Source organism: Labrys sp. E2SS-1L (assembly GCF_057073705.1).
Genome location: NZ_CP172712.1, coordinates 4663911 through 4686929, shown reverse-complemented (window position 1 = coordinate 4686929; position 23019 = coordinate 4663911). Strand labels below are relative to the sequence as shown.

Annotated in this window: 22 protein-coding genes; 11 read left to right on the top strand and 11 right to left on the bottom strand. The window is 63.2% G+C overall.

The genetic code is table 11. The features are described from left to right. Positions 1 to 22: 22 nt before the first annotated feature. Positions 23 to 394, bottom strand: coding sequence for a septal ring lytic transglycosylase RlpA family protein (locus ACIGJE_RS21870; RefSeq protein ID WP_082979910.1), 372 nt, complete (start codon positions 392 to 394; stop codon positions 23 to 25). Positions 395 to 605: 211 nt separating this feature from the next. On the opposite strand from ACIGJE_RS21870, the gene ACIGJE_RS21865 reads away from it, so the two are divergent. The 4 genes from ACIGJE_RS21865 (at position 606) to ACIGJE_RS21850 (ending at position 5008) form a co-directional block, all read left to right on the top strand. Beyond that, positions 606 to 1550 (top strand): mitochondrial fission ELM1 family protein, encoded by a 945-nt coding sequence (locus ACIGJE_RS21865; protein WP_415083875.1) that lies wholly within the window; start codon positions 606 to 608, stop codon positions 1548 to 1550. Positions 1551 to 1563: 13 nt separating this feature from the next. Beyond that, positions 1564 to 2526 carry a thioredoxin-disulfide reductase gene (trxB, locus tag ACIGJE_RS21860; RefSeq protein ID WP_311944387.1) on the top strand — a complete coding sequence of 321 codons (963 nt, stop codon included), beginning with the start codon at positions 1564 to 1566 and terminating at the stop codon, positions 2524 to 2526. A 176-nt stretch (positions 2527 to 2702) separates the two neighbouring features. Next, on the top strand, positions 2703 to 3593 hold the full coding sequence (locus ACIGJE_RS21855) for a LysR family transcriptional regulator (protein ID WP_068291406.1): 891 nt from the start codon (positions 2703 to 2705) through the stop codon (positions 3591 to 3593). Between the two features lie 1022 nt (positions 3594 to 4615). After that, on the top strand, positions 4616 to 5008 hold the full coding sequence (locus tag ACIGJE_RS21850) for a GFA family protein (protein ID WP_367623338.1): 393 nt from the start codon (positions 4616 to 4618) through the stop codon (positions 5006 to 5008). Positions 5009 to 5038: 30 nt separating this feature from the next. On the opposite strand, the gene ACIGJE_RS21845 is transcribed toward ACIGJE_RS21850, so the two are convergent. Beyond that, complete coding sequence (locus tag ACIGJE_RS21845; RefSeq protein WP_415083872.1) at positions 5039 to 6547, bottom strand: winged helix-turn-helix domain-containing tetratricopeptide repeat protein; 1509 nt, start codon at positions 6545 to 6547, stop codon at positions 5039 to 5041. 138 nt (positions 6548 to 6685) lie between these two features. Between ACIGJE_RS21845 and ACIGJE_RS21840 the strand changes: the two genes are divergently transcribed. Continuing rightward, positions 6686 to 6931, top strand: a complete 246-nt coding sequence (locus ACIGJE_RS21840; RefSeq protein WP_415083870.1) for a DUF1127 domain-containing protein — start codon at positions 6686 to 6688, stop codon at positions 6929 to 6931. Positions 6932 to 7023: 92 nt separating this feature from the next. Beyond that, positions 7024 to 7674 carry a TIGR02466 family protein gene (locus ACIGJE_RS21835; RefSeq protein WP_311944383.1) on the top strand — a complete coding sequence of 217 codons (651 nt, stop codon included), beginning with the start codon at positions 7024 to 7026 and terminating at the stop codon, positions 7672 to 7674. Between the two features lie 12 nt (positions 7675 to 7686). Here ACIGJE_RS21835 and ACIGJE_RS21830 read toward each other — a convergent pair whose 3' ends face one another. Continuing rightward, on the bottom strand, positions 7687 to 8439 hold the full coding sequence (locus ACIGJE_RS21830; RefSeq protein ID WP_311944382.1) for an SDR family NAD(P)-dependent oxidoreductase: 753 nt from the start codon (positions 8437 to 8439) through the stop codon (positions 7687 to 7689). A gap of 102 nt (positions 8440 to 8541) precedes the next feature. After that, on the bottom strand, positions 8542 to 9189 hold the full coding sequence (locus tag ACIGJE_RS21825; RefSeq protein WP_415083867.1) for a YiiX/YebB-like N1pC/P60 family cysteine hydrolase: 648 nt from the start codon (positions 9187 to 9189) through the stop codon (positions 8542 to 8544). 212 nt (positions 9190 to 9401) lie between these two features. On the opposite strand from ACIGJE_RS21825, the gene ACIGJE_RS21820 reads away from it, so the two are divergent. Next, a complete protein-coding gene (locus ACIGJE_RS21820; protein WP_415083865.1) occupies positions 9402 to 10463 on the top strand; it encodes a calcium:cation antiporter in 1062 nt (353 codons plus the stop codon). A 137-nt stretch (positions 10464 to 10600) separates the two neighbouring features. On the opposite strand, the gene ACIGJE_RS21815 is transcribed toward ACIGJE_RS21820, so the two are convergent. Then, complete coding sequence (locus ACIGJE_RS21815) at positions 10601 to 12175, bottom strand: ABC transporter substrate-binding protein (protein ID WP_311944379.1); 1575 nt, start codon at positions 12173 to 12175, stop codon at positions 10601 to 10603. Between the two features lie 429 nt (positions 12176 to 12604). On the opposite strand from ACIGJE_RS21815, the gene ACIGJE_RS21810 reads away from it, so the two are divergent. Next, entirely contained in the window at positions 12605 to 13156 is a 552-nt protein-coding gene (locus ACIGJE_RS21810) for an AAA family ATPase (protein WP_311944378.1), read from the top strand. Between the two features lie 141 nt (positions 13157 to 13297). Next, complete coding sequence (locus tag ACIGJE_RS21805; RefSeq protein WP_311944377.1) at positions 13298 to 14545, top strand: MFS transporter; 1248 nt, start codon at positions 13298 to 13300, stop codon at positions 14543 to 14545. 33 nt (positions 14546 to 14578) lie between these two features. On the opposite strand, the gene ACIGJE_RS21800 is transcribed toward ACIGJE_RS21805, so the two are convergent. Continuing rightward, positions 14579 to 14995, bottom strand: coding sequence for a hypothetical protein (locus tag ACIGJE_RS21800; protein ID WP_311944376.1), 417 nt, complete (start codon positions 14993 to 14995; stop codon positions 14579 to 14581). 252 nt (positions 14996 to 15247) lie between these two features. Further along, the gene (dapA, locus tag ACIGJE_RS21795) at positions 15248 to 16171 is read right to left on the bottom strand and encodes a 4-hydroxy-tetrahydrodipicolinate synthase (protein WP_415083862.1); all 924 of its coding nucleotides are present in this window, start codon (positions 16169 to 16171) and stop codon (positions 15248 to 15250) included. A gap of 317 nt (positions 16172 to 16488) precedes the next feature. On the opposite strand from dapA, the gene ACIGJE_RS21790 reads away from it, so the two are divergent. Both ACIGJE_RS21790 and ACIGJE_RS21785 read left to right on the top strand, forming a co-directional pair. Next, the gene (locus ACIGJE_RS21790) at positions 16489 to 17403 is read left to right on the top strand and encodes a metallophosphoesterase (protein WP_415083948.1); all 915 of its coding nucleotides are present in this window, start codon (positions 16489 to 16491) and stop codon (positions 17401 to 17403) included. A 185-nt stretch (positions 17404 to 17588) separates the two neighbouring features. Further along, entirely contained in the window at positions 17589 to 18440 is an 852-nt protein-coding gene (locus tag ACIGJE_RS21785) for an EamA family transporter (protein WP_415083860.1), read from the top strand. Between the two features lie 14 nt (positions 18441 to 18454). On the opposite strand, the gene ACIGJE_RS21780 is transcribed toward ACIGJE_RS21785, so the two are convergent. The 4 genes from ACIGJE_RS21780 to ACIGJE_RS21765 all read right to left on the bottom strand — a co-directional run bounded on the left by ACIGJE_RS21780 (position 18455) and on the right by ACIGJE_RS21765 (position 22978). Next, positions 18455 to 18943: a DUF2059 domain-containing protein gene (locus tag ACIGJE_RS21780; RefSeq protein ID WP_311944372.1), complete on the bottom strand. Its 489-nt coding sequence runs from the start codon at positions 18941 to 18943 to the stop codon at positions 18455 to 18457. Between the two features lie 128 nt (positions 18944 to 19071). Continuing rightward, the gene (locus ACIGJE_RS21775) at positions 19072 to 19992 is read right to left on the bottom strand and encodes a substrate-binding domain-containing protein (protein ID WP_311944405.1); all 921 of its coding nucleotides are present in this window, start codon (positions 19990 to 19992) and stop codon (positions 19072 to 19074) included. Between the two features lie 47 nt (positions 19993 to 20039). Next, a complete protein-coding gene (locus tag ACIGJE_RS21770; RefSeq protein WP_415083857.1) occupies positions 20040 to 21332 on the bottom strand; it encodes an ABC transporter permease in 1293 nt (430 codons plus the stop codon). Further along, the gene (locus ACIGJE_RS21765; RefSeq protein WP_415083855.1) at positions 21329 to 22978 is read right to left on the bottom strand and encodes a sugar ABC transporter ATP-binding protein; all 1650 of its coding nucleotides are present in this window, start codon (positions 22976 to 22978) and stop codon (positions 21329 to 21331) included. The genes ACIGJE_RS21770 and ACIGJE_RS21765 overlap by 4 nt, the downstream gene beginning before the upstream one ends. Between the last annotated feature and the right edge of the window lie 41 nt (positions 22979 to 23019).

Sequence of the window (23019 nt, the reverse complement as noted above, 5' to 3'; positions counted from 1 at the left end):
CGTCTTCTCTTTATTGTCTCGCTCAGCGGGCTGCGAGCCGCTCCATCTTCACCTTGGCGGTGCCCGAAGACACCATGCCGACGGCGCGGGCGGCGCCATAGGAGAGATCGAGGACACGGCCTTTGGCGAAGGGGCCCCGGTCGGTGATGCGCACCACAACCTTCTTGCCATTGCGCAGGTTCGTCACCTGCAGCTTGGTTCCGAAGGGCAGGGAGCGATGCGCGGCAGTCAGACCACCCGGGTTGAAACGTTCGCCATTGGCAGTGCGGCGACCGCTAAATTCCTTGCCGTAGTAGGAGGCCACACCGACGGAGTCAGCATAGCTAGTTCCCGTCATCGTTAGTAGAGTAATTGCTGCGGCAAAAAATGTAGCGTTCGTCGTTTTAGACGTCATTCAGTCAAGCTCTCAATAGTTGGGGATGCGCCGGGTTATAAGGTGAATTGTGTTCTCAATATGATTGACAAAAAAGCCCCGATGAACTCAAGGACTTAGGCCTGTTGTCAGCGCTCTGAGGAGCTAATCTGGACTGGATTTCCAAACAAAAAACGCATCTGATTTGAACCCCGGTGGCGTGCTGGCGAAAGGACGTGTTAAGACCGCCGTCATGGCTCTGATTTGGACCCTCACGGATGGCAAGGCGGGCGACGCTCTGCAGTGCCTCGGCGTTGCCGAGGCGGTGCTGGCGCAGACCGGCGGCAACATCGTGGAACACAAGGTGTCGCCGCGGCGCCTCTATGCCCTTGCCATGCCCTGGGGGCCGCCCGACCCGGCCGACCTGCGCAAGCTGGCGCCACCCTGGCCCGACCTGGCGATCGCCTCGGGCCGTCGCGCCGTGAGCTACCTGTCCTGGCTGAAGCGGCGCTCGCCCGCCACGCTAACCGTATTTCTCAAGGATCCTCGCACCGGAACCAAGGCGGCGGATTTCATCTGGGTGCCGGCGCATGACCGTCTGCGCGGGGCCAATGTGCTGGCAACACTGACCTCGCCGCACCGGCAGACGCCGGCCGTGCTGGCGGCGGCGCGCGTGGACGCCCGCGCCGAACTCACCGCTTTGCCGCAGCCGCGTGTCGCCGTGTTGGCGGGCGGTCCCTCCAAGGACGTCGCCTTCACACCCGATGATGTCGAGGGCTTCGTATCGGCATTGTCGCGGCTGGCCGATAGCGGCGCAGGGCTGATGGTCACCCCGTCGCGCCGCACGCCGCCCGCGATGGCGCAGGCGATCGCGCGGGCCCTGGAGGGCAGGCCGGCATGGATCTGGGATGGGCAGGGGGCCAATCCCTATGCGCAGATGCTGGGGCTGGCGGATGCTTTCGTGGTGACCGCCGATTCAGCCAACATGCTCAGCGAGGCGGCGGCGACCGGCAAGACTGTCCATGTCTACCTGCCCAAGGGCGTGCCAGCCAAGATCATGCGCCTTGTCGACGGCCTGATTGCGCACGGGGCTGTGGTGAAGTTCGACGGGCATCTTGAAAACCACCCCTATGAACCCCTAGATTCAACCCCTTTGATTGCTCAAGAAATCCTCGCGCGCCTTCGGGCGGCATCCTGATTGGAACCTCGGCATGGCTACCCGTCACTCCAAGCTCATCATCCTCGGCTCGGGCCCGGCGGGCTATACCGCGGCAATCTATGCAGCGCGCGCCAATTTGTCGCCCCTGCTGATCTCCGGCATCCAGCCCGGCGGCCAGCTCACCATCACCACCGATGTCGAGAACTATCCCGGCTTCTCCTCGGTGATCCAGGGGCCCTGGCTGATGGAGGAAATGCGCAAGCAGGCCGAGCATATGGGCACGGGCATGGTGTCCGACCATATCGCCAAAGTCGACCTGTCGCAGCGTCCCTTCCGCCTGGAAGGGGATACCGGGGACGTCTATTTCGCCGATGCCCTGATCATTGCCACCGGTGCCCAGGCCAAATGGCTGGACATGCCGTCGGAGGAGAAGTTCCGCGGCTTCGGCGTCTCGGCTTGCGCCACCTGCGACGGCTTCTTCTTCCGCAACCGCAACGTCACCGTGGTCGGCGGCGGCAACACGGCGGTGGAAGAGGCGCTCTATCTGGCCAATATCGCCGCCAAGGTGACGGTCGTGCACCGGCGCGACCATTTCCGTGCCGAAAAGATCCTGCAGGATCGCCTGTTCAAGCATCCCAATATCGAGGTGGTCTGGAACAGCGTGCTCGACGAGATCGGCGGCAACGAGATCCCGCTGGGTGTCACCCACGTCAATCTGCGCAATGTCGAAACCGGCGTCGTGACCAAGCATGATACCGATGGCGTCTTCATTGCCATCGGGCACAAGCCCGCCTCCGAACTCTTTGCCGGACAACTCACCTTCAAGAATGGCGGTTATATTCAGACCGTTGCGGGCACGACGGCGACCAGCGTTCCGGGCGTCTATGCCGCCGGCGACGTCGCCGACGACGTCTATCGCCAGGCCGTCACCGCGGCCGGCATGGGCTGCATGGCGGCGCTTGAGGCGGAGAAATGGCTGGCGGCTGAGGAAGTCCACAGGGAAGCTGCGGAATAAATCGATTTCCGCCCTAAATTTGCCACCCGTTTCAAACTTTTAGGCAATCATCATATACTCTGCGCAAATCAGATCTTCGCGCGTCGCCGAATACGCGTTGAACTTGGCCGACGTTGAACCGAAGCAAAGCAAGGGTCGAAGCGCAGAATCTGGAGCGGGGCTGAACTGGGTGCTTCATGGATTGGGATAAGCTCAAGGTCTTTCACGCGGCTGCGGAGGCCGGCAGCTTCACGCATGCGGGCGACGTGCTCGGATTGTCGCAGTCGGCCGTCAGCCGGCAGGTCTCCGCTTTGGAAGGGGATCTGCGCACGCCGCTGTTCCATCGTCATGCGCGCGGGCTGATCCTGACCGAACAGGGCGAAATGCTGTTCCGCACCACCCAGGATGTCATGCTCAAGCTGGAAGCGGCGATGGGCGCCCTCAGCGACAGCCGGGAAAAGCCGAACGGGGAATTGCGCCTGACCACCACGGTGGGGCTCGGCACCTATTGGCTGACGCCGCGCATCGGTGAGTTTCTCGATCTTTATCCCGATATGCGACTCAAGCTCCTGCTGACCGAGCAGGAGCTCGACCTGGGCATGCGTGAAGCCGACGTCGCGCTGCGCATGCGCCAGCCCGAGCAGGGAGACCTCATCCAGCGCCGGCTGTTCACGGTGCATTTTCATGCCTATGCCGCGCCTGAATATATCAAGCGTTTCGGCCAGCCGCGCAGCATCGAGGAGATCGACCGCCATCGCATCATCAGCTTCGGTGGCACGGCGGGCAGCTTCCTTCAGGCGATCAACTGGCTGAATACGGTCGGGCGCGATCCCAAGGACCCGCGTGAGCCGGTGTTCGAGGTCAACAATCTCGGCGGCGTCAAGACGGCGGTGGAGAGGGGCGTGGGCCTCGCCGTGCTGCCCGATTATCTCGTCGGCCGTGAGTCGACCCTGGTCCAGGTGCTGCCCGATGCGGAAATGCCGCAGCTCGAGACCTATTTCGTTTATCCCGAGGAGATGAAGAATCTGGCCCGTATCCAGGTTCTCAGGGATTTCCTGGTCAGCAAGGCCCAGCGCTGGGCCTTCTAAAACCTCGTGCCAAGAAGACGATGCCGGTTTTCGGCAAAACGCTGCGGCAACAATGACTGTGGGCACCGGGCCAGATTCCGAAATCGGATCGGGTGCCGCAGATCCCGCGCGATTCATCCAGGCACCCGCAAGCTTGCATGACCTAACCAGGCATGGCCCGGACACCCAGCGTCTATCCGACGGCAGGCGCAGCTCCCAGCCAATCGGATCGGAACCGCGGCATTCCTTTCCGTGAACTGCGGTGCTTTCCGGCTGGGTTCCCCGATCGACTTGCCTATTTTTACAGCAAAGGTGTGCTGCGCGCCGTCTTGACCAAGGATTGGGCAAAAAGGGTGGCCATTTCGGCGGCAATTGCATCTATGCGCAGCACGCAGGGCCGGCATGTGAAAGAAAGCGTTGCAGGAGGGGGCCGGCAAATATACTCTCAGCCTTGTCAGACGTTCGGGCCATCATCCTCCCGGTGGCGACCTGGAGCATCTGACGTTCCCCTCTGGATGGTGACTTTTGGACTTTGTCCAAGCTACGGCCGGGTTCGTCCCGGCCGTCTTTTTTTGTCCAGAGTGCAAGGCGGTAGTTTTCTACAGCCTGCTTCATCGGCACAATGCTACATGACAACTTTGTAACAACGCTGAAAGGGAAAGTTTTTCCTTCCAGCGTTGCCGGGTTAAGTCTCGATTACGGATGCCGCGATCGCCGATCCAGGTGGGCTCGGGCTCTTCATGTCGAGGAGAGAATACCGCCGCCTGAAAACGGGACGGCATCCATATACCGCCGGACGGTCTCGGCAAGACGATGACCTGGCCAATGCGGCGGCAGCAGGATCAGGTTTTAGGCAGCATGGGCTTGAGCGGTCCGGGGCGCCCTTCGAAAGGCCAGCTGACTTTTCGACGTATGAAAATGCAACGAGACAGGGCGATCGGCAAAAAGCGCGAATCGGTCTTAGGATCGCCCTGAGGGATCGTGGCAATGACGGGCCGGTTCGTTGTAACCATTTGATCGCTTGATCGCAGGGGAGGCGCAACATGGACCGATTCACTGGCGGCTGTTTGTGTGGTGATGTCCGGCTCGTGGCATCGGGGCGCCCATACCGGGTCGGCCTGTGTCACTGTCTCGATTGCCGCAAGCATCATGGGGCGCTCTTCTATGCCTCCGCAGTGTTCCCCCAGGAGGCGGTGACGATCGAGGGCCAGACACGCGACTATGCCGGCCGGTTTTTCTGTCCCCGTTGCGGCTCGTCTGTTTTCGCACGCAGCGCTGACGAAATCGAAGTGCATCTGGGCACCCTCGATGCCCCCGATCAGTTGATGCCCACCTATGAAAGCTGGACCGTCCGCCGCGAATCGTGGTTACCGCCGTTTCCGCTCAAGAGCCACTACGAACGCGATCGTGAAGCTTCGGACCGGTCCGAAGATTAGAGAAGAGGCGATTTTCTCGAATTGTGTTTCTCACTCTGGCAGGCCGGCCTTGCGGCAGCCATCGACGAAATGCTCGAGCGTGGCGGCATCGCGGAAGGGTTCCGTCCTGGCCCAGTGGCGAATCGTGAAATGCGGGTTGCCGACAAGGAACAGTTCGACCTCCGCGCGCGCCTCGTCGAGCCGGCCCAATTGGGCCAGGCTTGCCGCCAGGAAGCGGCGTGAGCTGGTGCGGTAGGTCTCGTCCCTGCGCAGCGTTTCGATGGCGGCTTCATAATCGCCGGCCGCATATTGCGCCTGGCCCAGCGTCAGATAATACCAGCTGGGTGGAAACGGGTTCAGCCGGAATGCCTTGCGGATCTGTTCGAGACCTTCCTCGACCCGGCCGGCTAGGACCGAGATGTCCGACAGGACAGCCCAGATGTCGGCCTCATTCGGATCGAGGTCGATCGCCTTGGCGAATTGCGTGTCCGATTCGGCGAAGCTGCGATCATAGGCCAGCAGATAGGCCAGGACCCAGCGGCAGCCGGCATCGTTTGGATCGAGTGCGACCGCCTTGCGCGCCAGCTCCAGCGCGACGCTGCGGGAGGTTTCGGTCGGCCCACCCGAATGTACCCATCCCATCCAGTGGTTCATGGCAAGCCAGCGATAGGGCTCGGCATAATCCGGATCGAGCAGGGTCGCGCGCGTCAGCATCATATGAGCCTCCTGCGCGGTCTGCGGTGAATCGTCCATCAGTCGGCGTGCGCGCAGGCAAAGGTCGTAGGCCTCGAGATTCCGGGGCGGATTGCGGGGCGACGGAGTGCGCAGCCGGCCGAGCAACGCTTCCATGATCTTGCCGGTGACCTCGTCCTGGACGGCAAAGATGTCGTCCAGGCTACGGTCGAAGCGCTCCGCCCATAAATGGTCGCCACTCACGGCGTCGACCAGTTGCGCATTGATACGAACACGCCCGGCAGCACGTCTGGCGCTGCCCTCCAGCAGATAGCGTACGCCGAGATCCTGTGCGATGCCACGCACATCCATCGCCTTGCCCTTATAGGCAAAGGCCGAGTTGCGGGCGATGACGAACAAGCCCGAGATCCTCGACAGATCGGTGATCAGGTCTTCGGTCAGCCCATCGGCGAAGGATTCCTGCTCGGGATCGTTGCTGACATTCACGAAGGGCAGCACGGCTATCGACGGCTTGCCGGGCAGCGGCAACGGCTTTCGCTGCTCGCGCCCGAGCTCTTCGACGGCGCCGGTGAACCGATAGCCGATGCGCGGAACCGTGACGATCCACTCGCCGCCATCGGGGGCCGAGCCGAGGAGCTTGCGCAGTTGCGCGATCTGGACGGTGAGGTTGCCTTCCTCGACGGCCGTACCGGGCCAGGCGGCGTCCATCAGTACGGCCTTGCCCAGGATCTCGCCGGGCTTTTCGACCAGCGCCGCAAGCAGCTTCAGTCCGCGATAGCCGGCGGCAACGGGAGCGTCGTCCCGAACAAGCGTTCCCGCGCCTGAATCGAACACGAACGAACCGAAGGCAAAGCGCGATCCCTGCATGGGGCGCAATCTATAGCCCATTTGGAAGTTTTGAGAACTATTTGGAAGAGCTTAAGTACGGCGCCGTTCATATCTTGCAGAATCCAGCCTCAATCAGATCGGGGACCCTGTTGGACCTCGAACTTTATGGAGGTTGCCATGAACGATTTTCCCGCCCTTGGGTCGACCTGCCGCCATCAGGCTTGGTCGAGAGGAGATGAAACATCGCGCCGGCTCTACTGCCTGGCGATGCTGCCAAGAATGATCACGATCTGGCGCGAGCGGATCTATTTTCGCAGGGACCTTGAGGCAATGGCAAAAGCCAATCCTCACTTGATCGACGATATCGGCATGAAGAAGTGGCAGGTCGAGGCGGAGATCGCCAAGCCCTTCTGGCAGCGATAGGGGAAGGGTTTCGGCATTGCCCACGGGCCTCACCGCAGGTCGTCGGGCTTGCGAGCCTTCGCTGCCGAAGCCGAGACGAAGCGACAAGCGGCTTGACAGGCGAGGCTTGGCTCGGCCACTTCCTCGCCATGGCCGAGATCAAGACCCTTTTCGTTACCAAGCTCTACCGTGCCGAACTCGACGAGGCGCAGGCGCCGCTCGCCGAGATCGACGCGACCTGCCGCTCCCTTGCCGAGGATGACGAGGCCGGGCAGGCCTGGTGCCACAAGCATGGCTATCCCGGCTATACCTCCTACGCATCGCTGAACGACCTGCCCTGGCGCTTTCCGGCCATCAAGAAGCTGGTGAAGGTGCTCGACGGCCATGTTGCCGCCTTTGCCAAGGAGCTCGAGTTCGATCTCGGCCGTGACAAGCTCAAGCTCGACGACATCTGGGTGAATGTGCTGCCGGAAGGCGGTGTGCACACCTCGCATATCCATCCGCGCTCGGTGATATCAGGCACTTATTACGTGGCCACGCCCAAGGGCTCCAGCGCGCTCAAGCTGGAGGATCCGCGGCTCGGCCTGATGATGGCGGCGCCCCCGCGCAAGGCCAAGGCCGCCCAGGAACAACGGCCCTTCGTCTATGAGGCGCCTCAGGCCGGCACGGTGCTGCTGTGGGAGAGCTGGCTGCGCCACGAGGTGCCGATCAACCAGGCGGACGAGGAGCGAATCAGCGTCAGCTTCAACTATCGCTGGCGCTGAAGCGACAGTCGCTCAATAGGTGGCACGGCCACCCGAAGCATCGAAGACCGCGCCGGTGGCGAAGGAGCATTCCTCGCTGGCGAGCCAGGCGATCATGGCGGTGACTTCGTCAACCTTGCCGAAGCGGCCCATTGGGATCTTGGACAGCATGTAGTCGATATGGGCCTGCGCCACCTGCTTGAGGATGGGCGTGTCGATCGTGGCCGGTGCGATGACGTTGGCAGTGACGCCGCTTTTGGCGAGTTCCTTGCCGAGGGCCTTGGTGAAGCCGATCACGGCGGCCTTCGAGGCCGAGTAGGCGGAGGCGGTGGGGTTGCCTTCCTTGCCGGCGATCGAGGCCAGGTTGACGATGCGGCCATAGCCGCGCTTCTTCATCATCGCCGCGATGAAGCGGTTGGCATAGAACAACCCGTTCACATTGATCTCGAAGATGCGCTTCCATTCCTCGATCGGATAGTCGATCACCGGCGCATTGCGCCCGGCGACGCCGGCCGAGCAGATCAGGGCGTCGATCTGGCCGAGATGGCGTTCGGAGGTCTTGGCGGCGGTCTCGACGGCCTCCGGATTGGTGACGTCGACCACCAGGCCGAAGGTGCCGGGGCCGATCTGCGCCTTCGCGGCATCGATGCGCGTGGCGTCGACGTCCCAGATCATGATCCGGCCACCTTCGGCGGCGATGCGCCGGGCGCTGGCGAGGCCGATGCCGGAAGCCCCGCCGGTGATGACGGCGCTACGGCCTTTGAAACGATCGGCGAAGAGGGCCATGGCAGCGCTTTCTCCCGATGGTGACGACGGCTTTTATGACATCCTATTGCAGCGCAGCCGTCGGGCAAGCCGGAAATGCGGTGATTTCCAGCCTTGGGGGCTCTAGAGATCACCGCCGACACGGTCGACCCGGTTATCATGGGCGATGCTGACAGGTGTGACGATCCCCTGGTCCTGGATGCGGGTCCAGCAGGCTGCGGCATCACCCGCCGTGCCCTTGCAATCGGGATGGCTGGCCCAGCGCTGAGCGAACAGCGCCTTCACGGTGGGGTTTCGCACCGACAGGTCACCGAAACGGTCGATTCGTCCGAGGGAAATCCCAACGCTCCTGAAAGCCTCATAGGGCAGCTCGCTGCAGTAGATGGCGCTGGGATCGAGGCGGAAATAGAGATCGTAAGGTCGGCCGAGATAGGTCCGTGCCGCCGTGATGACGGCATCCGCCTTGGCTTGATCGAGCCCGCGTACTCGATAGATGGCGAAGCGGCGTTGCGTGCCGCGGGCCAGGAAGGTCTTGAGCGGTGTTTGCCGTACGATATCGGCTGCCTCGATCACCATTGGTCCGGCGGGCGTGAGGGAGACGATGCCCATATGCGTGTAGGTGCTGCCCGAGGCCAGGCGGATCGCCTCGCTTTGGGGGCTCTTCGATTGCTGGAAGACGAGGTCGCCCTGGCGCAGGCGCGGTAGGTTCTCCGCCTGGGCCTGGGCTGCCATCAGCGCAAGCGCGATCGTAAAAAGGATAGTTGCGCGCATGGACCCTCCGGCATTGCGAGCATGAAGGGTAGGGCAGGGGAACATTGCCTGTCGAGCCGGTGTGGCATGGAAAATCCGTGCATGGCTCCATTGCTTCCGGGCGAATGGCGACGGCTCTTCAATCTGGGGAGCCTGTTCTTCGGGGCAAGATTGACCTTCCCTTGCGTCTTCGCGCCGGGCTATGAAACCTGCACGGCTCCGCGGGAGGTTCCATGCTGTCGAAACGTGATTTCGTGACGCTCGCCATCGCAGGCGGGGCATCGGCTGCCACGGGTATTGCCAGCCGGACCGGCTCTTCCCAAATCCTCGTCTTCGTCATCGGTGCCGTGGCTCTTGCCGGGCTGGCCTCGCTGATCGGCGAGGCCACCGATCATCTCGGGCGCTATCTCAGCCCGGCCGCCACCGGCATCGTGCAATCGGCGGTCGGCAACCTGCCAGAACTCTGCGTATGTATCTTCGCGTTGCGGGCCGGCTTGATCGAGGTGGTGCAGGCGTCTCTGATCGGCTCGATCCTCGGCAACAGCCTCTTGGTGCTCGGTATCGCCTTCATCGCCGGCAGTGCCCGCCACAAGGTACTGGTCTTCGATGCGGCCGGGCCACGCATGATCGCGGCGCTGCTGCTGCTGGCGGTTTCCGCGCTGATGCTCCCGACGCTCGCTTCGGTGATGCATCTGCCTGCTGGCGCCCATGAGGACAAGCTGGCCCTGGTCTGCGCCGGCGTCCTGCTCCTGGTCTTCCTGGTTTCCGTCAGGGTCATGCTGGGCGGCAGCGAACGCACCGTGCCAGCCGAGGCGCATGGCCAGCAGGAGGGCGGCTGGCCACTCTGGCTGTCACTGGCGATCCTGGCGATCGCCGGCGTTGCCGCCTTGTTCGTATCCGACTGGTTCGTCGAAGCGCTGAACCCGGCCATCGAGACGCTCGGCATATCGCAGGCCTTTGCCGGCCTCGTCATCGTGGCGATCGTCGGCAATGCGGTGGAGAATGTCGTGGGCATCCAATTCGCCCTGCGCAACCAGGCCGAACTCGCCATCAGCGTGATCCTGAACTCCTCGCTGCAGGTAGCGCTCGCCCTGATCCCGGTGCTGGTCTTCGTCAGCTATGCCATAGGCGGGACGCCCTTCACCCTGGTGATCCCGCCGATGCTGGCCGTGGCCCTGATGCTGTCGGCCATCATCGGCGTGGTCGTCACCGCGGATGGCCGGGCCGACATGGCGGACGGTGCCGCGCTCGTCGGCCTCTACGTCATCATCGCCGCCATTTTCTGGTGGGGCTAGAGTAAAGTGCGATTTCTCTGAATCGCACTTTCTCTCTAACTCTTTGTTTTGGCGCGTTTTATTAATCGAAAAGTCTATCAACTTTTCTGAAAAACGCTCTAGGGCGCTGACCGGCGCCCTAGCTGGGGCGTTCGAACTCAGGCGAACCAGGCCTTTTCGGCGATGCGCTGGTCGCACATGTCGTAGCGCGGATGGGGCGCCGTCCCCATCACCTTCTTGGCATAGCCGTCGAGATAATCGCTGACGGCAAAGCAGATCATGCCGCCATCGTCGTGGATCATCTTCTGCGCCTCGAAATACATCTCCTTGCGCTTGGCCTCGTCTTCCTCCACCCGTGCGGCGAGGACAAGCTTGTCGAAATCAGGCCGCTTCCAATGGGTGTCGTTCCAGGCCGCATCCGAGAGATAGGTCTGCGAGAGCTGCAGGTCGATGGCGGGACGGTCGCCCCAATAGACCGCGCAGAAGGGATCCTTGAGCCAGATGTTCGACCAGTAGCCGTCGGCGGAGACGCGGGTGACGGTGAGCTCGATACCGGCCTGTTTCATCGATTCCTGGTAGAGCAGCGCCGCGTCGGTGGCGCCGCTATAGGCGCCCTCGGAGACCTTGACCTCCAGCTTGGGGCTGCCCGCCTTCTTGTAATGGAAGGCCGCCTTCTCCGGGTCGTAGAGCGTCTGTGCCAGGTCCTTGGCGAAATACTTGTTCATCGGGCTGATGGTGGTGTCGTTGCCGACGGTGGCATAGCCCTGATAGACGGTGTCGACGATCTTCTTGCGGTCGATGCCATATTTGAGCGCCCAGCGCAGATCGACATTCGAATAGGGATCGGCGTCGCACAGCGCCACGAAGGCATAGCGGTTGCCGGTGCCCTTGGTCTGCACCACGCTTACATCGGGCGAGGATGTCACCAGATCCATGGTCTTGGGGTCGAGACGGTTGATGGCGTCGACCTGGCCGGCGATCAGCGCTTGCAGGCGCGAGGAGGAATCGCCGATATATTGCAGCTCGACCGAGTCGAAATTGCCGCAGCCCGGCTTCCAGTAATTGCCGGTGTTCTTGGTCACCACACGCACACCCGGCTCGAAGGTCTCCAGCTTGTAGGCGCCGGTGCCGTCCGGCTTGGAAAAATCGGTGAAGCCGTTGGGCACGCCGAGAATGTGATAATCGGTCAGGTTGTAGGGCAGGTTCAGATTGCCGCCGTTCAGGCTGATCTGGATCTGGGTCGGGGACAGCTTCTTGATCTCGGTGATGCCCGACAGAAGGTCCTTGGCCGCCGATTTGGTGTCGCCGCGATGCAGGTTGATCGAATAGATGATGTCATCGGCATCGAGCGTCTTGCCGGAATGGAAGGTGACGCCCTTGCGGACGTTGAAGATCCATTCCTTGGCGCCGGGCTTGGCTTCCCAGCTCTCCAGGAGCTCGCCGACGGCATTGCCGTTATTGTCGATCTCGATCAGGCCGTTCCAGATCTGATAGCCGTAGTTGAGCGGGATGGAATCGGCGAAGGAGCGCGGATCGAGGGTGTCCGAAGCCGAACCGCCCTCCATGCCGATGCGCAGCGTGCCACCCTTCTTGGGTGCCTCCGCGGCCAGGGCTGGCCCTCCGAGAACGCCGGTCAGGCCATAGCCGAGGCCGAGTGCGGCGGCTCCCTTCATCAGCTCGCGGCGATCCACGATCAAGCCCTGTGCTCCCGACTTGCCGATCCTGTCTGTCATGCCTGACTGTCCCCCGTGATGTTGCGGAAGGAGCGGCCACGAGCGGCCATACCCCCTCTCGATCGCCATGGTGTTGCCTCGGACGCGGAGCAAATGACCTGCAACCGACGCTCTCTGCAGGAGAGGCGACGGTTTGTGTGATTTCGTGGGCCCTTTGACGGGCGAGAAGCTGGCTCGGCAGCGAGGGGTTTTGATTGGAGCCTTATCAGGGTAGACTTGCCCGGCGAGTCGCGAGGCAGGCCAGATTCCTGGAAGCTGCGGCCCCAAATCGGCCTCCCGGGCAAGTGCCCGGTCGATGCGACCGGCTTCAAACCAGCTACCTTCTATCCTTCCATCGTCGGCGTGATCCGGCCTGTTCGCGCGGATGCACTCCGCACGCCCGCTGTCTTTCCCAAAGCACTGTCATTTCAAACAGGAGGAGATCGAGCCTTGCCTCAGATCGATCGTTTCGTCGTCGTTACCGGTGGTCCCGGATCCGGCAAGACCACCTTGATGTCGGCCCTGGCTGCCGAGGGGGTGCGTACCATGCCGGAGGCCGGCCGGGGTATCATCCAGGACCAGATCATCATCGGCGGCGATGCCCTGCCATGGGCCGACCGCGCTGTCTTTGCGAATCTGATGCTCGCCGCCGACATGCGTTCCTATCGCGAGGCGCAGGCATTCGAAGGGCTGGTGGTTTTCGATCGCGGCATCCCCGATGTGATCGGTTACCTTCACCTCTGCGGTTTGCCGGTGCCTGAGCCGGCTCGCAGGGCAGCTGCGCTTTGTCGCTACCGGCGGCAAGTCTTCATCGCCCCGCCCTGGCCGGCGATCTATGCCGGCGATGCCGAGCGCAAGCAGAGCCTCGAGGAAGCAGAGGCGACCCATGCCGCTATGGTCGATGTCTATACCCGCCTCGACTACGAACTGGTTCCACTGCCGCTCCTGCCTGTCGCCGAACGGGCAGCCTTCGTATTGCGCGTCCTGGAGCAGGGCACATGAGACGCCCGTTCAGAAGGTCAGCCATGCTCGGATCGATCTGGCAAAGCCGGGACGGAAGCTGCTATAGCCTGACCATTGCACGCCGTCCGGTCGGCGAAACAAGCATATTCAGGACAATATTCCGGAACGAGGAAACTCCCCGTGTCAGCTTTGCCCCGTGAGGCCGATCGGCCTGGCGACGTCGATTCCGCCTATTCCTGGTTGCGTCTGGTTCTCACTCTCATCCTTGGTACGGTGGCGTGTGTCGGCAACTGGTCGGTCGTGGTCGTATTGCCGACCTTGCAGGTGGAGTTCGATACGCTGCGGGGCGGGGCCTCCCTGCCCTATACCTGCACCATGCTGGGCTTTGCGGTCGGCGGGGTGGTGATGGGCCGCCTGGCTGATCGGGCCGGCATTGTCGTGCCGATCCTGATCGGGGCTGTGCTGCTCTGCGCCGGCTATGTGCTGGCAGCCTTCACTTCCAATATCTGGCAGTTCGCTGCCCTCTCGATTGTGATCGGCCTCGGTTCGGCTGCCGGTTTCGCGCCGCTGATCTCGGATCTTTCGCACTGGTTCCGCAAGCACCGGGCGCTGGCGGTGACCTTTGCCGCGTCGGGCAGCTATCTTGCCGGCGCCGTCTGGCCGCTGGTTATCGAGCACTTCCAGTCCGATTATGGCTGGCGTGCCACCCATATCGGCATCGGCCTGTTCGCACCGGTTGCAATGGTGCCGCTCGCTTTGGCGCTGACCCGACGGCCCGCAACCACCACCTATGCGGCCGCTGAGGCCGCGACGGAGGCCGCGCGCGGAGAACTCGGTCTTTCGGCGAATGCCCTGCAGGCGATCCTGGTGGTGGCTGGCTTTGCCTGCTGCATGGCGATGTCGATGCCGCAGGTCCACATCGTCGCCTATTGCGGGGATCTCGGTTACGGCGTGGCCATCGGGACTCAGATCATCGCCCTGATGCTGGGGCTGGGCGTGGTCAGCCGCCTTGCTTCCGGCGTGGTCGCCGATCGCATCGGCGCCGGGCCGATGCTGCTGATCGGCTCGGCCATGCAGGGGGCGGCGCTACTGCTCTATCTTTTCTTCAACAGCCTTTCCTCGCTCTGGGTCATTTCGGGCCTGTTCGGTCTGTTCCAGGGTGGCATCGTGCCGATGTATGCCGTGATCATCCGCCAGTTCCTGCCGCCGCGCGAGGCGGGGGCCCGCATCAGCCTGGTACTGATGGCGACCGTGCTCGGCATGGCGTGCGGTGGGCTCGCCTCGGGCTTCATCTATGACGCCACCCAGTCCTACCGGCTCGCCTTCCTGCACGGTTTCCTGTGGAATGTGGTCAATCTCGTCCTGGTTGGCTGGTTGCTGATCTGGCCGAAATGGCGCCAGCGCAGCAGGGCGGCACTGGTGAGCTGAAGGTCGGCTTGCGGCTTGATCCCGCCGGGCCCGTCAATCGTTCACGGCGATGTCAATCAGGAGGAAGCCCGCTGGCGTCCTGGTGAAGACAAAGATCTGCTCGCCGCAACCAACGGAATAGGAGTCGTTGCCGTCGCCATCGCGATCATAAACGGGCTTTTCGCGTTGCAGGCAGGCCCGGGTCTTTGCGGTGAAATCGGGCCGGTAGATCTTGGCGCGGAACTGCGCGGCATCGGCGATGGCGCTGTCATTCTGAAATGGCAGTTTCGCCAGGCCGGCGACGGCCGCTGCGTCATTGGCCTTCAGCGCAGCCCGAAACCTGGTGATGAAGCTGCTGAATTCCTTCTGCACGGCGGCGGATGCAGCCGTGCTCTTGGGAGCCTGGGCGAAGGCCGGGATGATGGACATCAGGGCGGCTGCCAGCACGATGCACGATGCCAGTTTCATCATCCTGTCCCCCTCCATCGTCCGCAATGAAACCTACACCCGCGCCGCGACCCGTCAATCCCGCGCGCAGCCTCCTGGCTGTGGAGTGGGCTCAGTGCAATGCATGTCATTTGAGAGTTTTCGATTTCGCAGGACCCTGTCGTTGCCGGGCTTGACCCGGCAATCCAGTCCCTTCGCGCGGCTTCAGGATAGCCGGGTCAAGCCCGGCTATGGCAGATCGGGGTGTCTTCCCTTCAAGGGGGATTGCGTCGAGGGCTAAGCCGCCGACTTCATCCGGTCGATCACGCCGTCGAGGCGGACGGCGAGCGCGGCGCTCACCGGCGTCATCGGCAGCCGCAATTCGCCGCTGTCGATCAGACCGGTGCGCCAGAGCCAATACTTGATCGCAGCCGGATTGGGTTCGGCAAAGAGCAGCGGCACGAGATCGGCAAGGGAGCGCCAAGCGGCGCCGGCGGCTGGCTCGTCGCCCCGGGCAAAGGCATCGCGGATGGCGATGAAGCTCGCGGTCTGGACATGGGCGGAGGCGAGGATTGCACCGTCAGCGCCGGCCGTCAGGGCGGCGTGGTAGAAGGCATCCTCGCCGGTCAGCACGGAAAAGCCTGGAGGCCGACGCCGGATCAATTCGGCCGATTGGGCCGGATCGCCACAGCAGTCCTTCGCCCCGACGATATTGGCCCGTTCGGCGAGCTGCAGCATTGCTTCGTTGCCGATGTTTACGCCGGTGCGATAGGGAATGTTGTAGATCAGGATGGGGTGCCGGCTACTGTCCGCCAGCACGCGAAAATGGGCGATCAGCCCGGCCTGGGAGGGTCTGCTGTAATAGGGGCAGGCAATCAGATGGCCTGCGATCGTCCAGTCCGCCAGGCGGTGAAGCCGCTTGGCGAGCTTGCGCGTATTGCTGCCGGAAAGGCCGAGATAGAGCGGCAGTCGGTAGCCTTGCCGGGCAAGCTCGTCGGCGCTGACCTCGACCAGCCGCTGGGTTTCATCCTCGTCCAGGGTCAGGCTCTCGCCTGTCGTCCCGGCGAGAACGAGGCCATCCAGCCCGAGCGTGCCGTAATGGCGAATGAGACGCCGCAGCGAGGTCTCGTCGAGCGCGCCGTCGCGGAAGGGCGTGATCAGGGGCAGCCACAGGCCCTGCGGGGAAACCTGCGAACGGTTGGCAGAAGAGGGGATTTCCATGGATCATCTCCGATGTGCCGGAGACGGCAGCAAAAAAGAACCCCGTCGAACCGGCGGGGTACATTTTCGATCTTGGTTCGCTGCTTATGGCGCGCGCGACGATCACCTACCCCCGATGAGGAGGTGCTGTTTGGAGACGGCAAGAGTGATGCGCAAAATAGCCATACGCTATCCTGCCGTGGGCAACCCTTCCCTGTCAAGCCGCCATCATGGCACACTTCGGAGAGAATGGGCGGTGCGCGCTCCAGCAACGAGACGGGATCGGATGGGCAATCGCCTCTATCTCGACATGAACAAGGAAAATCAATCGTTTGACGATGAATTATGATGTGATCGGTGACATTCATGGCCATGCCGATGCGCTGCACAGGCTGCTGGCGAGGCTCGATTATCGCGAACGGGACGGCGCCTATCGGCATGCTTCGCGCAAGGTGATCTTCCTGGGGGATTTCATCGATCGCGGGCCGGAACAGGTCGAGGTTCTCAGCGTCGTCCGTGCCATGGCGAGAGCGGGCACGGCCCGGGCGATCATGGGCAACCACGAGTTCAATGCACTTGGCTGGGCAACGCCGAACGGCACCGGCGGCTTCCTGCGGCCCCACACCGAAAAGAACGAAAAGCAGCATGCCGCCTTTCTGGCGCAGATCGGGGAGAGATCGCCGGCCCACTGCGAGGCGCTGGCCTGGTTTGCCTCCCTGCCGGTGTGGCTTGATCTCGGCGGATTGCGGATGGTGCATGCGTGCTGGCATGCCGCCTCGCAAGCCTGCCTCGTAGCGACCTGCCTCGACGCAGCCGGGTGCTTTCACGAGAAGGGCCTGCGCAAGGCCTATCGCGGCGGCACGCCGGAACATCTCGCGGCCGATGTCCTGCTCAAGGGACCGGAAGTGCGACTGCCCGTCGGGCACTCTTTCCGCGACAAGGACGGTCACACCAGGCACGAGGCTCGCCTGCGCTGGTGGGATCGGGAGGCCAAGACTTTCCGGCTCGCGGCCCTGGGGCTGGACGGTCGGAGGAGCGAATTGCCGGATGATCCCGTTCCCCACGACTATCACTATCAAGAGGCCGTGCCCGTGATGTTCGGCCATTACTGGCTGTCGGGCAGGCCGCAATTGTTGTCGCCTACCGCATCCTGTCTTGATTTCAGCGTCGCCAAGGGCGGTGTGCTGACCGCCTATCGCTGGTCTGGCGAATCCATTCTCTCCAACGACAATCTGGTCTGGGTGGCGGCCTGAAAGGCGCACGCGAAACGTCGCACCCTGCGAAGCGACTTTGACATCGAACTGTCATAATGAGAAGGAGGGCACTGAAAGCGCTGGTGAAATTCGTCCCGCGTTTTTGTCTGTCCCTCTATCGTGTGCCACCCGCCAGCGGCACTGCCGCCGCCGGTGGGTGTCCGTCGTTTCGAAGTCCGCCCCCCATGGAATTGCAACTCCCCGTCTTCCTGGCCGTGCTCACTGCGGCGGCCCTGCATGCCGGGTGGAATGCGCTGGTCAAGATCAAGCTCGATCCCTTCCTGGCGATGACGCTGATTGCGGTGTCCTGCGGCATCATTGCCCTGCCGGCCCTGGCGATCACGGGGCTGCCCAACAAGGGAGCCTGGGTCTGGGTGGCACTGTCGACCGCCCTGCATCTGGCTTATTACCTGTTCCTGGCTGAGGCCTATCGGCGGGCTGACATGAGCCAGGTCTATCCGATCGCGCGGGGGGCGGCACCGCTGGCCACCACCGCGATTTCCTTGGCTTTCATCCATGATCCCATGACCTGGGGCAACGTCGCAGGCATTGCCGTGCTGGGGCTCGGGGTCCTGCTGATCTCGCTGAAGGGGCAGCGCGGTTCGCTGGTCCCGAGCCGAACAGCCGTGATCTACGCCCTGCTCACCGCCGTCACCATCTCGCTCTACACCATCGTGGACGGTATCGGTGCTCGCGCCGCGGGAAGCCCGAATTCCTATGCCGCTGCCCTGTTCGCGCTCGACGCCTACCCGATGCTGGTGATCTGCCTGTGGCGCAAGGGCTGGGCCGGCGTGCGACCAGCCTTGAAATTCCTGGTGCCGGGCTTTGCCGGCGGGGCGATGTCGCTCGCCGCCTACTGGATCGTGATCTGGGCGATGACGGTGGCGCCCATCGCCCTGGTTGCCGCCACGCGCGAGACCAGCGTGTTGTTCGGAGGCCTGATCGCCATGGTCTTCCTGAAGGAACCCCTCACGCCGGTGCGCGGCCTCTCGGCCTTGCTCATCCTGGGCGGACTGGTGCTGATGCGGCTGGGATGATCCTGCTGCTGCCTTTACGGCGTCGCCGACTTGTTGCCGGCTCTTTCCTTCAGATATTCGCCCATCACCTCGCTGCCGACCTGCTGCCCCCACCGCATCCCGACGGTCGCCATGAATTGAGCGATGACCGGCTGTTTCTCGACCATCTTCTGTCCGGTCGGCGATTTATAAAAGGCGATGAGATTGGCGAGGTCTTCCTCGCTGAATTCACGCGCATAGACTTGCGCTGCCAGGTCGACGAACTTGTCGAGATCCTTGTCCAGCCGCTCCGCGAAGCGCTTGGAAAATTCGACCGCAGTCTTCTCATCGGCGCCTTGCCGCATGAGCATGGGCTTCATCTGTGACAGAAAAGTCGGGAAGAGCTTGCGCATGTTGTCGGTCGTACGCGCCAGAACGATGATCTCCTTGGCTTGAGCCAGCCGCCCGGCGTCGTCGGCGTGAAGGCTGTTCACGCCGATAAAGGCGAATGCGAGGCCGAGACAGGCCGTACGGAGGCGCAGCATGCGAACTCTCTGGGTGTGGGACATGAGGTAGGGGCGAGATTGAGTAAAATCTCGCCCTTACCTTTCGTCAAGAGAGCTGTTTCCCAGAGCGTCGGAGGAGGGAGCCTGCCGGCCGTCTCCTTTAAAAATCACAGCAATCCGTTCGCCTTCAAAATGGCGTCGGCATTGTCCTTGGTGATGGTCTGGGTATCCAGCACCAGCTTTTTCTCGACCGTCCCGCCGCCCAGCACCTTCAGAGCCTGGCGCAGGCCCTCGGCGCCGGGTGTGGGATAGACGAAGGTTGCCGCAAGCACGCCGTCATGGACGTATTTGACACCTTCATTGGGCAGGGCGTCGACACCGACGAACAGGATGTTCTTTTCCCGGCCGGCATCCTTGGCAGCAAGATAGGCGCCATAGGCCATGGGGTCGTTGTGGCCATAGACCAGGTTGATGTCCTCGAAATTGCGTAGGGCCGTCGACATAACCTCATAGGCCTTGGCCTGTTTCCAGTCGGCCGATTGCTGGTTGAGGAGATGCTTGATGCCACTCTCCTTGTCCGCCTTCTCGTGATAGCCATTGGAGCGGTCGTGGCTCGCCTGGGTGCCGAGGCCGCCCCAGATCTCGACGACATTGCCCTTGGCCTTGCCGGCCCCGCCCAGGGTCTTGACCACGAAGTCACCGACGGCACGGCCGATCACCACATTGTCGCCGCCGATCCACTGGGTGTATTTCTCGGAATTGACGTTGCGGTCGAGCACGAAGACCGGGATCTTGGCGTCCATCGCCTTTTCGACAACCGCAGTCAGGCCGGCCGATTCCTTCGGGCTGATCAGGATGGCGTCGACTTCCTGGGTGATGAAGCTCTCGGTGTCCGACACCTGCTTTTCGGTCTTGTCCTCGGCATCGGCCATCAGCAGGTTGACGTTGGGATGCTTCTCGGCCTCCGCCTTCAGGTCCTTGTTGAACTGGACGCGCCAGGGCTCGAGCGTCGTCGCTTGCGAAAAGCCGATCGTATATTTCTTGTCGTCGGCAAGGGCGCGCGGCGTCCAGCCCAACGGGATCAGCATGGCGCCGCCGCCGGCGAGCGCGGCATGGATGAAGTTCCGGCGATTGATCATGGGGTTTCCTCCAGCTTGTTATAGGTCTTCTCATCCTGTGCCTCGGCTTGCGGGCTCGTCTTGAGCGACGCGAAGATCTGGCCAAGATTGCGTTCCTGCAGCAGCACGGTGAGGATGATGATCAGCCCCTTCATCACCAACTGGACGTTGGTGGAGATGTTGTGAAGCTGCAGGATGTTGGTGAGCAGGCCGAAGATGAGCACGCCGACCAGCGTGCCGGCGAGACTCCCGCGCCCGCCCATCAGGCTGGTGCCGCCGATCACCACGGCGGCGATGGCGTCGAGTTCGAGGCCGACGCCGGCGTCGGGCTTGCCCTGGCGGTATTGCGCCACATAGAGCACGCCGGCGATGCAGGCGAGCATGCCCGAGAAGGCATAGGTCGCGATCTTCACCGGGGTGACGGCAATGCCGGACAGGCGTGTCGCCTCCTCATTGCCGCCGATGGCATAGACATAGCGGCCGAAGGCGGTGAACTTCAGCACCACCATGAAGAGGGCGAGGGCGGCCAGGAAGAACAGGCCGGGCACGGGCAGCACGCCCCAGAGCACGGCGCGCAGGAGATCGATGTCGGTGGTGGCGTTGGTGCCGGAATAGACGGCGACCACGGCACTGTCCTGGCCGGCGACCAGGCGGGCGAGGCCGAGCATGGTGACCATCATCGCCAAGGTGACGATGAAGGGCTGCAGGCGGCCGCTGACGATGATCGCCCCATTGAGCGCGCCGACTGCGAGTCCGACGCAGGACACCGCAATCAGCACGCCGGGCATGCCGAACTGGCTGCCGGCCTGGGAGGCGAGCCAGAGCGTCAGGAGTCCCGCGACGACGATGCCCGCGACGAGAGGCAGCCAGATGGCCGAAAGCGCCGATCGCCGCCGGTCGTGACGGATCAATGTCGCCGTTGCCACGGATCTGCCCATGCCGAGCTGGCCGGAGACGAAGGAAACGATCAGGGCGACGCCGACCATTGCGACCAGGAAGGTGACAGGCAGGGCGATGCCCGCTGCCACGGTGAGACCCGGCTGGGTGAGCAGCAGCGCCGCCAGCACGGTGCCCAGGGCCAGGATCGAGCCGACGGACAGGTCGATGCCGCCGATCAGGATCACCATGGTCATGCCGACGGCGACAAGGCCGGTGATCGAGACCTGGCGCAGTACGTCGGAGAGATTGCCGGAGGTCAGGAAGATGTTCCGCCCCTTGGAGGTGACCGGCGAAAAGGCGACACCGATCGCAAAGAGGGCGGCGAGGCCCCAATACAGCTTGGTCCGCGACAGAAGTCTCAGAAAGGTCATTGACGGCTCATGGAGGAAGGCGAGGGGCGCGGAATATCGGGGGGCGGGTCTTCGGACCCGCCTGCAAGCAAGTCGCCGGCCGGAGACTGCGAACGGGAGCTTCCAGACCGCCGCGGCGAAGCGAGGGTCATGATCGCTTCCTCGCTGGCCTCCCCGCGTTCGAGGATGCCGGCCTGGCGCCCTTCCTGCATGACCAGCACGCGATCGGAGAGCAGCAGCAATTCGGGCAGTTCGGAGCTGACGACGAGGATGGCCATGCCCTGTCCGGCAAGGCGGAAGATCAGATCGTAGATTTCCTTCTTCGCGCCGATGTCGATGCCGCGCGTCGGCTCGTCGAGCAGCAGGATGCGCGGGCCGATGGCGAGCCATTTGCCGATCACCACCTTCTGCTGATTGCCGCCGGAGAGTTCGGCTACGACCTGTTCGTCCGAGCGGCAGCGCACGGAGAGGCTGGCGATCGCCTCGCGGGCAAGCCGGGTTTCCAGGCCGTCGTCGCGCAGGCCGAAGCGCCGCTGCAAGGGCTGGGAAGGCAGGGAGACATTGTCACGGATGGCCGATTGCAGGAGGAGCCCGGTCGCCTTGCGGTCTTCCGTCACCAAAGCGAGGCCGTGCCGGATGGCCTGGCGCGGGCTGTCGATCCGGGCTTCGACGCCGTCGACGACGATCCGGCCCTCACGGCGTCCCATGGTGGCCCCGAAAATCGTTTCCAGAATCTCGGTGCGGCCGGAGCCGAGCAGGCCGGCAATGCCGAGGATCTCGCCGCGATGCAGGTTGAAGGACACGTCGCGCAGCACGCGTTTCCAACCGCCGCGCGTCTGGGGAAGGCTGAGGCCGAGACCTTGCACGGCAAGGGCTTCGGCAGAGCGATCAGGCGTGTGGGGCGGCGTCGCGAGGCTGAGATCGCGGCCGACCATGCTGGCGATGATGCGCTCGGGCGTCAGCTCCGCCATGGCAGCCGTCAGCACGCGCCGCCCGTCACGCATTACCGTGACGCGATCGGCGAGCAGGGAAACTTCATCCATGCGGTGGCTGATATAGACGATGGCCACGCCCGAGGCGGCGAGCTTGCGGATGATGCCGAACAGGCGCTCGCATTCGCTCGGCGACAGGGCCGAGGTCGGCTCATCCATGATCAGGACCCGCGCCTCCAGCGAAAGCGCCTTGGCGATCTCGACCAGTTGCTGCTCGCCGACCCGCAGCGACCCGACCCGCGCTTCGGGATCGAGGGCGACGCCGAAGCCGGTGAGCAGGTTGGCGGCGGCGCGGGCAAGGGCACGGCGGTCGACGAACAGCCCGGCGATACGGGGTTCGCGGCCGAGGAAGATGTTCTCGGCCACGCTCATCTCGGGAATGAGGTTGAGCTCCTGGTGGATGATGGCGACGCCGGCAGCCTGGGCATCCCGTACCGAGGCGAAACGCAGGCCGCGGCCACGGCTGAAAAGGTTGCCGTCGAACTCGGTCAAGATGCCGCTGACGATCTTCATCAAGGTGGACTTGCCGGCACCGTTCTCGCCGACGAGCGCGTGCACCTCTCCGGCCGCGATCGAGAAGTCGACGTCGTGCAGGACGGGGACGCCTGCGAACCGTTTGGAGATGCCGCGCGCTTCCAGTGCGGCATCACTCGGTTCGAGCCGGGTGGCGAGCATTGTGCGTTTCCTCGACACTCTTGTGACCAAAGTGTCTTTTA